This is a genomic window from Pseudomonas sp. NPDC085632 (assembly GCF_044541255.1).
Lineage (GTDB): Bacteria > Pseudomonadota > Gammaproteobacteria > Pseudomonadales > Pseudomonadaceae > Aquipseudomonas.
This window is the reverse complement of record NZ_JBITSX010000001.1, coordinates 305,155-319,155: the sequence shown is the minus strand read 5'-3', so window position 1 is coordinate 319,155 and position 14,001 is coordinate 305,155. Positions and strand designations below refer to the sequence as shown.

General features: G+C 58.7%; 13 protein-coding genes. 6 read left to right on the top strand and 7 right to left on the bottom strand.

Annotated elements, in window-relative coordinates:
• Positions 1–69: 69 nt before the first annotated feature.
• Complete coding sequence (locus tag ACIF4X_RS01350) at positions 70–1,170, bottom strand: peptidase C39 family protein (protein ID WP_397480617.1); 1,101 nt, start codon at positions 1,168–1,170, stop codon at positions 70–72.
• Positions 1,171–1,262: 92 nt separating this feature from the next.
• Here ACIF4X_RS01350 and ACIF4X_RS01345 point away from each other — a divergent pair, with 92 nt between their 5' ends.
• The 4 genes from ACIF4X_RS01345 to nudC all read left to right on the top strand — a co-directional run bounded on the left by ACIF4X_RS01345 (position 1,263) and on the right by nudC (position 5,536).
• Complete coding sequence (locus ACIF4X_RS01345) at positions 1,263–2,837, top strand: RimK family protein (RefSeq protein WP_397480616.1); 1,575 nt, start codon at positions 1,263–1,265, stop codon at positions 2,835–2,837.
• A gap of 7 nt (positions 2,838–2,844) precedes the next feature.
• Positions 2,845–3,768, top strand: a complete 924-nt coding sequence (locus tag ACIF4X_RS01340; protein ID WP_397480615.1) for a magnesium transporter CorA family protein — start codon at positions 2,845–2,847, stop codon at positions 3,766–3,768.
• A 118-nt stretch (positions 3,769–3,886) separates the two neighbouring features.
• Positions 3,887–4,699 (top strand): crotonase/enoyl-CoA hydratase family protein, encoded by an 813-nt coding sequence (locus tag ACIF4X_RS01335; protein ID WP_397480614.1) that lies wholly within the window; start codon positions 3,887–3,889, stop codon positions 4,697–4,699.
• 6 nt (positions 4,700–4,705) lie between these two features.
• Positions 4,706–5,536 carry an NAD(+) diphosphatase gene (nudC, locus tag ACIF4X_RS01330; RefSeq protein ID WP_397480613.1) on the top strand — a complete coding sequence of 277 codons (831 nt, stop codon included), beginning with the start codon at positions 4,706–4,708 and terminating at the stop codon, positions 5,534–5,536.
• On the opposite strand, the gene ACIF4X_RS01325 is transcribed toward nudC, so the two are convergent.
• Positions 5,504–6,283 carry a TSUP family transporter gene (locus ACIF4X_RS01325; RefSeq protein ID WP_397480612.1) on the bottom strand — a complete coding sequence of 260 codons (780 nt, stop codon included), beginning with the start codon at positions 6,281–6,283 and terminating at the stop codon, positions 5,504–5,506. The two genes, nudC and ACIF4X_RS01325, sit on opposite strands and share 33 nt — an antisense overlap.
• Before the next feature lie 358 nt (positions 6,284–6,641).
• On the opposite strand from ACIF4X_RS01325, the gene sfnG reads away from it, so the two are divergent.
• Positions 6,642–7,724 (top strand): dimethylsulfone monooxygenase SfnG, encoded by a 1,083-nt coding sequence (gene sfnG / locus ACIF4X_RS01320; protein WP_397480611.1) that lies wholly within the window; start codon positions 6,642–6,644, stop codon positions 7,722–7,724.
• 111 nt (positions 7,725–7,835) lie between these two features.
• On the opposite strand, the gene ACIF4X_RS01315 is transcribed toward sfnG, so the two are convergent.
• Both ACIF4X_RS01315 and ACIF4X_RS01310 read right to left on the bottom strand, forming a co-directional pair.
• A complete protein-coding gene (locus tag ACIF4X_RS01315; RefSeq protein WP_105706580.1) occupies positions 7,836–8,315 on the bottom strand; it encodes a nuclear transport factor 2 family protein in 480 nt (159 codons plus the stop codon).
• Between the two features lie 55 nt (positions 8,316–8,370).
• Complete coding sequence (locus ACIF4X_RS01310; RefSeq protein ID WP_397480610.1) at positions 8,371–8,934, bottom strand: TetR/AcrR family transcriptional regulator; 564 nt, start codon at positions 8,932–8,934, stop codon at positions 8,371–8,373.
• A 216-nt stretch (positions 8,935–9,150) separates the two neighbouring features.
• Here ACIF4X_RS01310 and pssA point away from each other — a divergent pair, with 216 nt between their 5' ends.
• Positions 9,151–10,494, top strand: coding sequence for a CDP-diacylglycerol--serine O-phosphatidyltransferase (gene pssA / locus ACIF4X_RS01305; protein ID WP_397480609.1), 1,344 nt, complete (start codon positions 9,151–9,153; stop codon positions 10,492–10,494).
• A 132-nt stretch (positions 10,495–10,626) separates the two neighbouring features.
• Here the strand turns inward: pssA and efeO (ACIF4X_RS01300) are convergent, their stop codons facing one another.
• Genes efeO (ACIF4X_RS01300) through efeO (ACIF4X_RS01290) form a run of 3 tightly spaced genes read right to left on the bottom strand, consistent with a single transcriptional unit; the run spans position 10,627 to position 13,997 of the window.
• Entirely contained in the window at positions 10,627–11,451 is an 825-nt protein-coding gene (gene efeO, locus ACIF4X_RS01300) for an iron uptake system protein EfeO (RefSeq protein WP_277757771.1), read from the bottom strand.
• Between the two features lie 47 nt (positions 11,452–11,498).
• Positions 11,499–12,779: an iron uptake transporter deferrochelatase/peroxidase subunit gene (efeB, locus tag ACIF4X_RS01295; protein ID WP_397480608.1), complete on the bottom strand. Its 1,281-nt coding sequence runs from the start codon at positions 12,777–12,779 to the stop codon at positions 11,499–11,501.
• An 18-nt stretch (positions 12,780–12,797) separates the two neighbouring features.
• Positions 12,798–13,997: an iron uptake system protein EfeO gene (gene efeO, locus ACIF4X_RS01290; RefSeq protein WP_397480607.1), complete on the bottom strand. Its 1,200-nt coding sequence runs from the start codon at positions 13,995–13,997 to the stop codon at positions 12,798–12,800.
• Positions 13,998–14,001: the final 4 nt, after the last annotated feature.

The following is a 14,001-nucleotide window of genomic DNA, read 5'->3' as shown; positions in this document are numbered from 1 at the left end:
TGCGATCTTTTGATCTTGTTTTTCAAAATCAAAAGATCGCAGCCTTCGGCAGCTCCTACAGATGGCTTCTCACATTTCGCGGGAATACAACACCACCGCCGCACGCAATTTACCCCGGCCAAACCGGCACATTTTCTCGAACTCCCCGTGACTCACCGGCACATGCTGGCAATCCATGGGCTGTCGATGCTGGCTGTGGTCGACATCCGGGTCATGCAGATAAACAAAATCCTCGTCGCAATCGGTCACGACCACCCAGTGCGGGGATTTGGAGCGCGTCAGTCGATAGCTGCTGATCAACACCAGCGGCTGCCCACCGGCGTCCAGCAGTCGCGGCAGATCCAGTGACGAGCCGATCACACACTCGACATCGGTCTTCTGCAATTGCGCCGTGAACTCTTCGTGTACCAGGCACATGACGTCTTTTTTATGCGCGTCACGTACACCGTCGAGGAACAGCGGCCCACGCATGCTCAGCGCCATACGCACGCGAAACCCCCGACGCCACGCTGCCAATGCCAATCCCTGCGGGCTGCATCCGCCATGGCCGGAGGTCATGAACACCGTGGTCGCTTCCCGCCAGACCTGCAGTTCCTCTCGACGCTCCAATGAGCGTTCCGCTTGCAGCGCCCCCATGGCCATCAACAGACACGCGGGCCCACAGGTGAAATCGGTGGTTTGCCGGTAGTAGGGCACTTTGATGCTGCGCGAATCGCGGTGCTGGAGAATGCGTTTCTCCAGGCGTAGCGCGTCGGCGTGGTCTTCGTAGTAATCATGAATCAGCGCAAAACGCCGGTAGCCATTACGCTCGTACAACGCGATCGCCGCAGGGTTGTCGAGGCGCACCTCCAGGCGCAGGTACGCACAGTCATGCTCCAGGGCCATCGCTTCAATGCGTTGCAGCAGCTGTTTGCTCAGGCCCGTGCCGCGCGCCTCGACGGCCAGTGCAATGGAATACAGCCGCGCAAGCGATGTGCCGCGATGAAACAACACCAGCGCATAGCCCAACAATTGACCATCGCGCTCCGCCACCAGCAACTGCCCGTGAGCGCGGGTGATCATCCATTGAAAGCTGCGACTGGTGAGCCGGTCCGTGGTGAAACATTGCATTTCCAGTGCCAGCAACGCCGGCAAGTCTTCAACTACCGCCAAACGAAAAACAGCCTTCATATGACCACCGTAAAAGTTGCGTAACGAAACGAGACTTTCGAAAAACTTCGTGCTTAATAGAAAAGGTCTTGTTCTCCAACGGATCAATCTCTATGTCAGCGGTACAGGGTCATTGGCGCGAAGTATCCGAGCAAAGTTTGCCGGCGGCAACTTATTTAAAGTCAGCAATTAAAACATCCAGTCAGGTGTTGATTATTGTCGAGCGTAAGGAAGATTGGGCCTCATATTTCCCCAGCGAAGACATCCTGACGGCGCAGGAGTACCTCGAGCACAGCTGTGACAGCGAGCCGGGCAAGCGCATGCAGGTGATCAACCTGTGCCGCAGCTATAAGTACCTGGGCCACGGTTACTATTGCTCGCTGCTCGCCGAAGCTCGGGGACACAAGGTGATCCCGTCGGTGCGTACCATTAGTGAACTGACGAAGAAATCACTTTACGGCCTGGCGCTGGACGATCTCGATAAAACCCTGGAGAAAGCCCTCAGTCATCATCTCTACAGTGATACCGAAGGCTTTACTTTGACCTTGTATTTTGGGCGAACTCATATTGAGCCATTACAGGATCTGGCCCGGCAATTGTTTGAAGTGTTTCCCTGCCCGATTCTGTTAGTTGAGTTTCGTAGAACTAACGGCTGGCACATCGAAGGCATAAAGTCCGGTGCCTTGCACAAGTTGCGCGATGATCAGGAAGATCAGTTTGCCAATGCGCTGGACGGTTTCAGTCGTAAAGTCTGGCGTGTGCCGCGCTCGCCGCAAGTGGCGCGCTACGACCTGGCAATATTGCACGATCCGCAGGAGGCGTTGCCGCCGTCCAACGCCAGGGCACTGGCGAATTTCGTCCGGGTCGGTAAAACCATGGGGATCGACGTCGAACTGATTGAACGCAAGGATTACGCACGTCTCGCCGAGTACGACGGCTTGCTGATCCGCGAAACCACCAGCGTCGACAACCACACTTATCGCTTCGCCAAGAAGGCCGAAAGTGAAGGGCTGGTGGTGATGGATGACCCGACGTCGATCCTGCGCTGCACCAATAAGGTTTACCTGACCGATCTGCTCAACAGTCATCAACTGGGGATGCCCGCCACCGAAATTCTCTACAAGGAGCGACCCGAAGACTTCGAGCGAGTGGGCGAGCGCCTCGGTTTTCCGCTCGTGCTGAAGATTCCCGACGGTTGTTTTTCCCGTGGTGTGATCAAGGTAGAAAGCCAGCAGGCTTTGCTCGACGCCACTGCCGAACTGTTTGAGCACTCGGTGTTGCTGCTGGCTCAGGAGTTTTTCTACACCGAGTACGACTGGCGCATCGGCGTGCTCAATCGCAAACCGATCTTCGCCTGCCAATACTTCATGTCCAAGGGGCATTGGCAGATCTACAACCACAAGGCCAAAGGCCAGGACGTCAACGGCGAATGCCGGACGATGGCGATCCACGAGGCGCCGCGTGCGGTGGTTGAACTGGCGGTAAAGACCGCCAACCTGATCGGTGACGGCCTCTACGGTGTCGATCTGAAGCAGGCCGGCGACAAAGTGGTGGTGATCGAAGTCAACGACAACCCCAATCTCGACGCCGGTATTGAAGACGCTTATTTGCACGACGATCTTTACTCATTGGTGCTGGAGGAGTTCGTGCGGCGCCTGGAACTCAAGCGTCGCGGCCAGGCCTGGTGACGCGCCGATGATCAATAGCTTCGCACTGAGCCACGGCGCCTTGCAGAGGGTCGAGCGACTGGACGCCGAGGTGATGCTGTTCAGCAACCCCGATGTCGCCGAGCGCGACTTGCTGCACAGTCACTTCAAGGTCGATGAACATGCACTGGCGTCCGCGCTGGACCCGGACGAGGTGTCGCGCATCGAGTTCCATCCCGACCATTTGTTCCTGATCTGGAAGCGTCCGGAAAACTACTCCGGTGGCGGCAGTCTGGCATTTGAGGTGTCATCCTGCGGATTGTTGTTCGCGCCGGGACAATTGCTGGTGATCGCCACTGACGACACACCGCTGCACGGCCTCGGCACCCGCCAGCCGTTGAACACGCCGCTGGATGTGTTGCTCGACTTGCTGTTCAACAACATCCATCACTACCTCGGGCACCTGAAGGTGATCAAACTGGTCGCCCGCGAACTGCAGCAGAAATTCAACGCCTCGATGCAGAATCAGCACCTGGTGCAGATGTTCAACCTCAGCGAAAGCCTGATCTATTACATCAACGCGCTGCACAGCAACGGCGCGGTCCTCACGCGCCTGCGCAATCATGCCGAAAAACAGCATTTTGGCAGTGAAGCGCTCGGCCTGATCGACGACCTGATCATCGAAAACAACCAGTGCTACAAGCAAGCGGAAATCTACTCGACGGTGTTTTCCGGTTTGATCGATGCGCGGGGCAATCTGATGAACAACAGCATGAACAACCTGCTGCGCAAACTGACGCTGATCAACGTGGTGTTTCTGCCGTTGAACCTGATTGCCAGTATTGGCGGGATGTCGGAGTTCAGCATGATGACGGCGGGGACGCCGTGGTGGGTTTCCTATCCGTTGTTTCTGGCAGCGATGTTGTTGGGGGCAGGGGGGATGTTGTTTGGGCTGCGGCGTTTGGCCAAATAATCGGCTTGTGCAAACACTACAGAGAACGCGCGCTGCAGTCCCGCATTTGGCCGAACCGCCACTGTGATGCCTTGTTATAGTTCGGGCCTCATTTTCTGCCCGGTAAAGGATCACTGCCATGACTCAATACTCCGCCTTCAGCGTCGAACTGGCCGACAACATCGCCCATGTGCAGATCAATCGCCCGGAGAAGATCAACTCGATGAACGCGGCGTTCTGGAGCGAGATTGTCGAGATCTTCCAGTGGATCGACGACACTGACGAAGTGCGCGTGGTGGTGCTCAGCGGCAACGGTAAACATTTTTCTTCCGGCATCGATCTGATGATGCTCGCCGGCGTCGCCAATGAATTGGGCAAGGACGTCGGCCGCAACGCGCGCCTGCTGCGCCGCAAGATCCTCACCCTGCAAGCCTCGTTCAATGCCGTCGACAACTGCCGCAAACCGGTGCTTGCGGCCATTCAAGGTTATTGCCTGGGTGGCGCCATCGACCTGATCGCCGCGTGCGACATGCGTTACGCCGCCGAAGACGCGCAATTCTCGATCAAGGAAATCGACATCGGCATGGCCGCCGATGTTGGCACTTTGCAACGGTTGCCACGGATCATCGGTGACGGCATGCTGCGTGAACTGGCTTACACCGGTCGCACTTTCGGCGCTGAAGAGGCGCGCAACATCGGTCTGGTCAATCGCGTCTACAGCGACAAGGACGCGCTCCTCGAAGGCGTACTGGATATCGCCCGGGAGATCGCTTCGAAGTCGCCGATCGCGGTCACCGGTACCAAGGAGATGATCAGCTACATGCGCGACCATCGCATCGACGACGGTCTTGAATACGTTGCCACCTGGAACGCCGCCATGTTGCAATCCACCGACTTGCGCGTGGCCATGGCCGCCCATATGAGCAAACAGAAACCCGAATTCCTGGACTGAGAAACCATGACATCTCGCTGGACCACTGCAGTACTGGACACTGATCAACCGGGCGGCTGGGCCGTGGCGCGCAGCCCGGAAGGCTTTCTGTTCGACGACAACGGCGCGCTGTTCCCACGGGAATGGCTCAAGCGTCAGGACTTGTCGATCCTCGCCGAGCATGGCATCGGCCATCTCGATGGCGAGCCGGTGTATCTGCTTGAGCTGCGCAGCGCCAGCGAGGTGCCGGGTTGTAACTGGAAAGGCCTGCGGGCGTTCATGCTCGACGGCGATCATACGCTCTACAAAGTGCTCGGTTATGCCGCGCAGATTGGCACCTGGGCGCGTGAGCATCGCTTCTGCGGCAATTGCGGCCAGGCGATGACGCAGGTGCCGCGTGAGCGGGCGATGTATTGCCAGCCGTGCGACCTGCGCAGTTATCCGCGTATTTCGCCGAGCATGATCGTGCTGATCACCCGTGGCGACGAGATTCTGTTGGCGCGTTCACCGCGTTTCGTCACCGGGGTTTACAGCACGCTGGCCGGGTTCGCTGAACCTGGCGAGTCGGCCGAGGATTGCCTGATTCGGGAAGTGCGTGAAGAAGTGCAGATCGAGGTGAAGAACATTCAGTACATGGGCAGTCAGTGCTGGCCGTTCCCGCACTCGATGATGCTCGGCTTCCATGCCGAGTACGCCGGTGGCGAGATTGTCTGTCAGGAAGACGAGATCGAAGACGCCCAGTGGTTCAACGTGCACGACCTGCCGCCGTTGCCGGCATCCAAGTCGATTGCCCGTTACCTGATCGACGTCTACGTGGCGCGGCGCTTAGGCCACGCTGAACCAGTGCTGCCAGGCTAGGCGCACGGTCAAACCCAACACCACGGTGATGAACACCGGGCGTATGAACTTGGCGCCACCGCTGATCGCGGTGCGCGCGCCAAAGAACGCGCCGACCATCACCGACAGGCCCATGCTCAGGCCGATGATCCAGTCCACCTGCCCGGAAAACACGAATACCGACAGCGCCGCAATGTTGCTGACGAAGTTCATGCTACGCGCCACGCCACTGGCCTTGACCAGGTCGATCGGGTAGAGCAGCAGGCTGCTGACCGTCCAGAATGCGCCCGTGCCAGGGCCGGCAACGCCGTCGTAGAAACCGAGGCTGAAGCCTTGGCTCGATTGCCATTTCTTTTTGATCGGGGCGTCGCTGTCCAGTGGCGCTTTCGGTGTGCCGCCGAACAACAGGTACAGGCCGCAGGCGAACACGATCACCGGGAGCATTTTGTTCAGCCATTCCGCCGGTAGGTAATGAGCGACGACAGCACCGGTGAGTGCGCCGACCAGTGTGCCGACGATGGCGTGGGTCCATTGTCGCGGGTGGAACAGCTTGCGTTTGTAGAAAGTGAAACTGGCGGTCGCTGAACCGAAGGTCGAACTCAATTTGTTCGTGCCGAGCACCAGATGTGGTGGCAGACCGGCGGTCAGCAACGCTGGTGTGGTCAACAGGCCGCCACCACCGGCGATGGCATCGATGAAACCGGCAATGAAAGCGACAAAGGCCAGGATGGCGAGGGTGGTGAGGTCAACGCTGAGTTCGAAAGGCATGGAATCGGCTTATTCGGCAGGGCGCAGATTTGGCTGCGGGGAGGGCGGTCATCTTACTCATTTCCAAGTTTTGCGGCGACCCGTCTGACGCCATCGCTGGCAAGCCAGCTCCCACAGGTTTTTACGTTGTACTCAAGATCATTGTTCACCCTGATCCTTGTGGGAGCTGGCTTGCCAGCGATGAGGACAGTCGCGCCAACAAATAAACCAACTGTTGCCCACACAACAACCTGCCAACAAATCCCCCTTCCACAAAACATCAACGCCACTCCGAAACCCAACAAAATCGGGCATTTCCAGGCTGGCACGCTTGCTGCTCTACCACTTCCATCTCCACAAATGTCCCGAGGACACGCCAATGAGTCAGCAAGCCGTGAAATTTGCCTACTGGGTGCCGAACGTCAGCGGTGGGCTGGTGGTCAGCAAGATCGAACAACGCACCGACTGGGGCATCGATTACAACCGCAAACTGGCGCAGCTCGCCGAGGCGGCCGGGTTCGAATATGCACTGACGCAGATACGTTTCACCGCCGGTTATGGCGCCGAGTTCCAGCACGAGTCCGTCGCGTTCAGCCACGCGTTGCTCGCGGCCACCAGCACACTCAAGGTGATTGCAGCGATCCTGCCCGGCCCGTGGCAACCGGCCCTGGCGGCCAAGCAACTGGCGACGATTGATCAACTCACCAATGGCCGTATCGCGGTGAATATCGTCAGTGGCTGGTTCAAAGGCGAGTTCCAGGCCATCGGCGAGCATTGGCTGGAGCACGACGAGCGTTATCGTCGCTCCGAAGAATTCATTCGCTCGCTGCGCGGCGTGTGGAGCCAGGACAACTTCACCTTTCGCGGCGACTTCTACCGCTTCGACAATTACAGCCTGAAACCAAAACCACTGGGCCGTCCGGAGATTTTCCAGGGCGGCAGTTCCCGCGCGGCAAGGGACATGGCTGCGCGGGTTTCGGACTGGTATTTCACCAATGGCAACAGCGTTGAAGGGATCAAGGCGCAGGTTGACGATATTCGTGCCAAAGCAGCGGCGAATCATCATTCGGTGAAAGTTGGCGTCAACGCGTTTGTCATCGCCCGTGATACCGAAGAAGAGGCAAGGGCCGTGCTTGCGCAGATCATCGATCAGGCCGATCCAGAGGCAGTGAATGCATTTGGCGACGCGGCAAAACAGGCGGGCAGGGCATCGCCGGAAGGTGAGGGCAACTGGGCGAAATCGACGTTTGAGGATCTGGTGCAGTACAACGATGGCTTCAAGACCAATCTGATTGGTACGCCGCGGCAGATTGCCGAGCGGATCGTGGCGTTGAAAGCGGTGGGGGTGGATCTGGTGCTGGCGGGGTTTCTGCACTTTCAGGAAGAGGTGCAGTATTTCGGCGAGCGAGTGTTGCCGCTCGTTCGCGAACTGGAGGCCGAAAAGACTGCCGCTGCTGCCTGAACACCCACAAATCCCCTGTAGGAGCTGCCGAAGGCTGCGATCTTTTGATTTTGTTTTTTAGGATCAAGATTAAAAGATCGCAGCCTTCGGCAGCTCCTACAGGGTCGATTGTCAGAGACCCAGGTCGGACAGGCTTGGGTGATCATCCGGGCGACGGCCCAGCGGCCAGTGGAACTTGCGTTCGCTTTCCTTGATCGGCATGTCGTTGATGCACGCATAGCGCTGGAACATCAGGCCTTGCTCGTCGAACTCCCAATTTTCGTTGCCGTACGAGCGGAACCAGTTACCCGAATCATCGTGCCATTCATAGGCGTAACGCACGGCGATGCGGGTATCCGAGTAAGCCCACAGCTCCTTGATCAAACGATAATCCAGCTCTTTCGCCCATTTGCGGGTGAGGAAGGCCTTGGCTTCTTCGCGGTTGTTGGCGAATTCGGCGCGGTTACGCCATTGGGTGTCGAGGGTGTAAGCCAGCGATACCCGTTCCGGGTCGCGGGAGTTCCAGCCATCCTCGGCCAGTCGAACTTTCTCGATGGCCGATTCACGGCTGAAGGGCGGCAATGGCGGACGTACCTGGGCTGCAGTAGACATGTTCAGTCTCCCGATCTAATTAATAATTGAACAACAAGTCCGGCTTATTAAGGCGTTACAGGTCCAATAACTTTCGCGCCATGCATTGCGCATTATCGGCGGCACTGTGATCACCCATCACAAGCGCTACGGTAATGGCACCGTCAATCAGGATCAGCAGCTGTTTGGCCAGCAGTTGCGGGTCCTCGGTGCCATGTTCGGTACACAGCTCGCACACGTAGTCGAGCAGCTTCTGTTTGTGTTCTTTGGCCACTAGCCGCACCGGGTCCTGTGGATCGCCGGTCTCGCCGCTGGTATTGATGAACGCGCAGCCGCGAAAACCTTCCGAGGCGAACCAGCTCTTGAGCGCGGTAAACAGGTTGAGCAGGCGATCGGCCGGGGTTTCGGCCTGATCGACAGCGCTGCGGTACCAGTGCATCCAGCGGATGTCACGGCGTTGCAGGGCGGCGACGGTCAGTGCGTCTTTGTCGGCAAAGTAACGGTAAATACTTTTTCTGGAGACGCCGGCGGTTTTCACCAGAAGGTCCATGCTGGTGGCAGCGATGCCACTTTTGTAGATCAACTTTTCGGTGACATCCAGAATGATGTCGCGTGTGTTATTGCTAGTGATTTCGTTCATGTGGCAAACAGTAGAACGATTGTTCTCCTTGGTCAAGCGGGTATTTTTATTGCTGGTGAAATCGCTTTCGCGAGCAAGCTCGCTCCCACAGGAGAATGCATTTCAAATGTGGGAGCGAACTTGCTCGCGAAGGGGCCATTACAGACACTGACAAGACCCGAAGGATGCGATGGTGTAAGCTCTCGGGTTCTTCGGATTCGACCCATTGCGAGCCCTATGCCGTTGCTTTTCAAACGTTCCTTGCTGCCCAAATTGCGCAGCTTTCCGCTGACCGCCGAGGCCGTGACCATTCTGTCCAGCGCCGCCGAGTTCCGTCGTTGCCTGCTGGAGAAAATCGCCACGGCGACCCAGCGCATCTACATCGTCGCGCTCTATCTGCAGCAAGACGAAGCCGGTCAGGAAATTCTCGATGCCTTGCACGCCGCCAAGCTCAAGCGTCCCGAGTTGGAAATCGCCGTGGTGGTCGATTGGTTGCGCGCCCAGCGCGGGCTGATCGGCGCCGGCAAACAGCCGGGCAATTCAGCGTGGTATCAGGAAATGACCCGCACGCACCAGAGCGAAGTGCCTGTGTACGGCGTGCCGGTGCAGACCCGCGAGTTGTTTGGTGTGCTGCATTTGAAAGGCTTTGTGATCGACGACTGCGTGGTCTACAGCGGTGCCAGCCTGAACAACGTCTACCTGCACAAATTCGACAAGTACCGTTTCGACCGTTATCACGTCCTGCAAAGCCACGAACTGGCCGACTCGATGCATCACCTGGTCAAGCATGGCCTGATCGAATCGAAAGCCGTGCACCGTCTCGATCTGCCGAACCTGCCGACCACGCGCAGTTTGCGCAACGACATCGGCGATCTGCGCAGCCGCCTCAAATATGCAACGTACGACACGGCCACGGGCAGCACCGCCAGAGACGGTCTGTCGGTGACGCCGTTGCTCGGCGTCGGCAAGAACAATCCGTTGAACCGGGCGATTCTTGAGTTGATCGCCAGCGCACAAAAGCAGCTGACCATTTGCACGCCTTACTTCAATCTGCCGCTGGGGGTGATCCGCGAGATCAACCGCGCATTGGCCCGTGGCGTGAAGATCGATATCGTCGTCGGTGACAAGACTGCCAACGACTTCTACATTCCGCCGAGCGAGCCGTTCAAAGTGATCGCGGCGTTGCCGTACCTGTACGAGATCAGCCTGCGTCGCTTTGCCAAGCGCCATCAGCGCAACATCGACAGCGGTCAGTTGAACCTGCATTTGTGGCGTGACGGCGATAACACCTATCACCTCAAGGGTATGTGGATCGATCAGCGTTATACGCTGCTGACGGGCAACAACCTCAATCCACGGGCGTTCCGCCTGGATCTGGAAAACGCGCTGCTGATTGATGACCCGAAAGGTGAATGGCTGGAGCCGCGGGCGAAGGAACTGGAAGAGATTTTCCGCCATACCACGCGGATCGACAGCTTTCAGAGTCTGGAGACGCTGCCGGAGTACCCGGGCGCGGTGGCCAAGTTTCTCAAACGCGTGAGTCGGGTGCGGATTGAGCGGTTGCTGTACCGGATTCTTTAGCACCGCTGAAAATGCCATCGCTGGCAAGCCAGCTCCCACAGGTTCTTTGGTGTACACAATATTTGTGAATGACCGAGAACACTGTGGGAGCTGGCTTGCCAGCGATGGAGTCCGCTTGGACGCTAAATAAACTTAGTTCAGACCCAGCTTGCCACGCAACGTGGACAAGTCTTCCGCCAGTGTATTCACCGGCCCGACCAGCGCTTTACGGTCGTTATCCTTCACCTTGTCATAAGTCTCGAATCCACCGTCCTTGGTCTTGTACTTGGCCAGAATCTTGTCCACGGTGGCAAAGTTCTTGTCGACCTTCGCTACGAAAGCCTTGTCCTGCTTCTCGATCTGCGGACGGAACAGGTCAACGATTTTCTTCGCGCCGTCGATGTTGCCCTGGAAGTCATACAGGTCGGTGTGGCTGTAGCGGTCTTCTTCGCCGGAGATCTTGGTCGCGGCCACTTCTTCCAGCAGCGCAGCAGCACCACCGACGACTTTCTCCGGCGGGAAGGTCAGGCCGGCGACGCGGGTTTGCAGGTCTTTGACGTCGCTGTTGAGCTTGTCTGCCAGCTCGTTCAGGCCCTGGGTGCTTTTTTCCGAGAACAGCGTGTATTCGATGCGGTGGAAACCGGTGAAGTCATCGGCTTTCACGCCTTTCTCGTGGTCGTCGACGCGCGAGTCGATGGACGCATCGAGGTCACTGAACAGCTCGGCAATCGGCTCGATCGACTCGTAGTAAACGCGGGTCGGTGCGTAGAGCTTTTGCGCGGTGGCCAGGTCGCCTTTCTTCACGGCGTCGGTGAACTGCTGGGTGTGGCTACCCAGCTCATCCAATTGCTCGGTAACGTAAATCTTGTAGTCCGAAACCGGCCCCACCAGATCCAGCGGTGCCGTCGCGGCGAATGCCGACAGCGGGGTGTTGAGCAAACCAAGGGTCAGCAATAGCGCGAGTGGCGTCTTTTTCATGGGGGCGGCTCCAGTGTTGGGATGTTGTTTTAGGCAGCTGTTTTCGGTTATGTGGCGTTGAGCAGCGAGCGACCGATGAAATCCTTGTCGCCGGTGACACCCGGCAGGGTGAAGAAGTAACCGCCGCCGACCGGTTTGAGGTATTCCTCAAGCGGCTCGCCGTTGAGGCGGGTCTGCACGGTGATAAAGCCTTTTTCCAGATCGGCCTGGTAACAGATGAACAGCAGGCCCATGTCGAGTTGTCCGTTCTTGTTCACGCCGTTGGAATAGTTGAACGGCCGGCGCAGGATCAGGTTCGCCTGGCTCGCGGCAGTGCGCGGGTTAGCCAAGCGAATGTGCGCGTCGAGTTTGGTCAGCTTGCCTTCCGGGTCTTTGCTGTAATCCGGAACTTCAGTCTCATGCTGCGCACCCATCGGCGCGCCGGTGGTCTTGACCCGGCCGATGATGCTTTCCTGTTCCTGCAACGGCGTGCGGTCCCAGCGCTCGACAAAGTTGCGGATGATCCGCACCGCTTGGTAACTGCCGTGCGCGGCCCAGGCCGGTTCATCGCTGCCCGGTTGCACCCAGACCAGACGATCCATGGCGTTACCGTCGTTGGAATCCGGATTGGCCGAGCCATCGCGGAACCCCAGGAAATTGCGCGCCGATTGCGCTGGCACCCCGGGTTTTGCCGGGGCTTGCGGTGGCACGCTGCCTTCCTGTTTCCAGCGCACCAGCAGCAGGTCCGGAAGGTTTTTGACGATGTCGCGCAGGGCGTGGATGTTGGTGTCGGTGGTGTTGGAGCAGAACTGCAAGCTCAAGTCGCCGTGGCAGCAATCGGCTTCCAGCGCATCGTTGGGAAAACCGACCATGCGCATCAGGCGCTTGGGCTTGGCCTCGGCCAGACCGAAGCGCTCGTCGAACAGCGACTCGCCGACGGAAACGGTGATGGTCAGGTTATCCGGCGTGACGTTCGGGCCGAGGATGCCGGAATCCGGCGGCGGCAGTTTCGGATCGATCTGCGCGACCGGGCCGCCCTTCATCAGGAACACGATGCGCTCGTTGAGCGTGCGAAAGAGCCGCTCCAGATCTTCACGATCACTGGCCAGCACGTCGAATGAAACCAGCATGCCCGAGGCCGGGCGCGGGGTGACGATGCCGGTCTGGTGCACGCCGTGGAAATCGTGGCGGTCTTCAGTCTTGTCGCTGCTCGGCGCTTCGGTGACTTGCGCCGGCGCGGCGGCCATGGCCGGGCAGCTCAGGGCTGACCCGGCGAGTGCGACACCGGCGGCGCCCATGCCCATCAGGACACGGCGACGTTGCAGGTTGAGCGTTTCTAGATCTTTCATCGGGAATTCGTCTTCTGCTTACAGGCCGGAAAGGCCGAGGGCGGGATCGATGCCATCCAGTGCGTCGGCCAGAGCCTGGGCCTTGTCGGCGATCTGCTTGCGTTGTTCGCCGCTGACGGAGTCGTAGCTGGCGTAGCCGTCCTTGATCTTGTAGCGGTTGAGTTCGCTGTCGAAGTCCGCCAGTGCCTTGTCGATTTTCGGCAGCAGGTCGGCGGCAGACTTGGTCAGCATCGGCCGCAGCAGATCGACGACTTTGCGCGCGGTTTGCGCGTTGGCGGCGAAACCGTTGAGGTCGCTGTGGCTGTAGCGTTCTTCTTCACCACTGGCGGCGCGGACATCGGCCAGGGTGTTGAGGTTGCGCACGATGATGCTGACCAGTTGCTCGGGTGGCAGGCTCTGCGCGAGCAGTTGCTGTTTGAGCGTGGTGACGTCGCCGAGCAGGCGCTGGGCCACAGGTGTCAGCTCGCCGAGTTTGCGTTGCTGGAACAGCGCATATTCGAGGCGGTGGAAACCAACGAAGGCGGGATCCTGCTCGCGTTTCTCGAAGTAATCGGCGCGAGCGTTGATGCTGTTGTCCAGTTCCGCCAGACGCTGAGCAGCTGGGGCCAGACGTTGGTAAGCCGCTCGGGCCGGCAGATACAGCGCTTGAGCCTGACTCAAATCACCGCTTTCAATCGCGTGATTAAGCGCGGTCACAGCTTTGATCAGCGCGCTGCTCTGGCTGGCCAGGTACACGCGGAATTCCGACAGCGGCCCGACGAAGGCGACCATCGACGGTTTGGCCTTGGCGGCGGCATCAGACGCAGCCGTCGGCGTCACGTGCAGGGTGCCGCGCGGGTTGCTCAGCAAGCCACAGGTGATCGCGTAATCGCCGGGTTGCAGGTTGGCGTTGATCACCTGGCTCAGGCCGGGAGCGATGTTTTCGCGTTCTTCGACGACCAGCACGCCGTCGAGAATTTCCCATTCCACGGCGCGCTCGGAGCGGTTGACGATACGGAAACTGGCGCGCCCGGCCGGCACGGTCAGCGCGTTGGGTTCGCAACTGCCCGGATGAATGTTGACCACCACTTCATCGTGGTTGTGTTGACGCTTGGCCGCGGCCATTTTCGAGGCGTAATAAAACAGTCCACCGGCGGCGAACATCACCACCACCGAACCGGCCACGGCCCAGCGCAAGGCGCGGGGAGGGGAGGCCTGAGGAGTATTAGGCTTTGACATGAAT

Coding starts and splice junctions, on each gene's coding strand:
- ACIF4X_RS01350 (WP_397480617.1), bottom strand. CDS start 1,170: ATGAAGGCTGTTTTTCGTTTGGCGGTAGTTGAAGACTTGCCGGCGTTG.
- ACIF4X_RS01345 (WP_397480616.1), top strand. CDS start 1,263: ATGTCAGCGGTACAGGGTCATTGGCGCGAAGTATCCGAGCAAAGTTTG.
- ACIF4X_RS01340 (WP_397480615.1), top strand. CDS start 2,845: ATGATCAATAGCTTCGCACTGAGCCACGGCGCCTTGCAGAGGGTCGAG.
- ACIF4X_RS01335 (WP_397480614.1), top strand. CDS start 3,887: ATGACTCAATACTCCGCCTTCAGCGTCGAACTGGCCGACAACATCGCC.
- nudC (WP_397480613.1), top strand. CDS start 4,706: ATGACATCTCGCTGGACCACTGCAGTACTGGACACTGATCAACCGGGC.
- ACIF4X_RS01325 (WP_397480612.1), bottom strand. CDS start 6,283: ATGCCTTTCGAACTCAGCGTTGACCTCACCACCCTCGCCATCCTGGCC.
- sfnG (WP_397480611.1), top strand. CDS start 6,642: ATGAGTCAGCAAGCCGTGAAATTTGCCTACTGGGTGCCGAACGTCAGC.
- ACIF4X_RS01315 (WP_105706580.1), bottom strand. CDS start 8,315: ATGTCTACTGCAGCCCAGGTACGTCCGCCATTGCCGCCCTTCAGCCGT.
- ACIF4X_RS01310 (WP_397480610.1), bottom strand. CDS start 8,934: ATGAACGAAATCACTAGCAATAACACACGCGACATCATTCTGGATGTC.
- pssA (WP_397480609.1), top strand. CDS start 9,151: ATGCCGTTGCTTTTCAAACGTTCCTTGCTGCCCAAATTGCGCAGCTTT.
- efeO (WP_277757771.1), bottom strand. CDS start 11,451: ATGAAAAAGACGCCACTCGCGCTATTGCTGACCCTTGGTTTGCTCAAC.
- efeB (WP_397480608.1), bottom strand. CDS start 12,779: ATGAAAGATCTAGAAACGCTCAACCTGCAACGTCGCCGTGTCCTGATG.
- efeO (WP_397480607.1), bottom strand. CDS start 13,997: ATGTCAAAGCCTAATACTCCTCAGGCCTCCCCTCCCCGCGCCTTGCGC.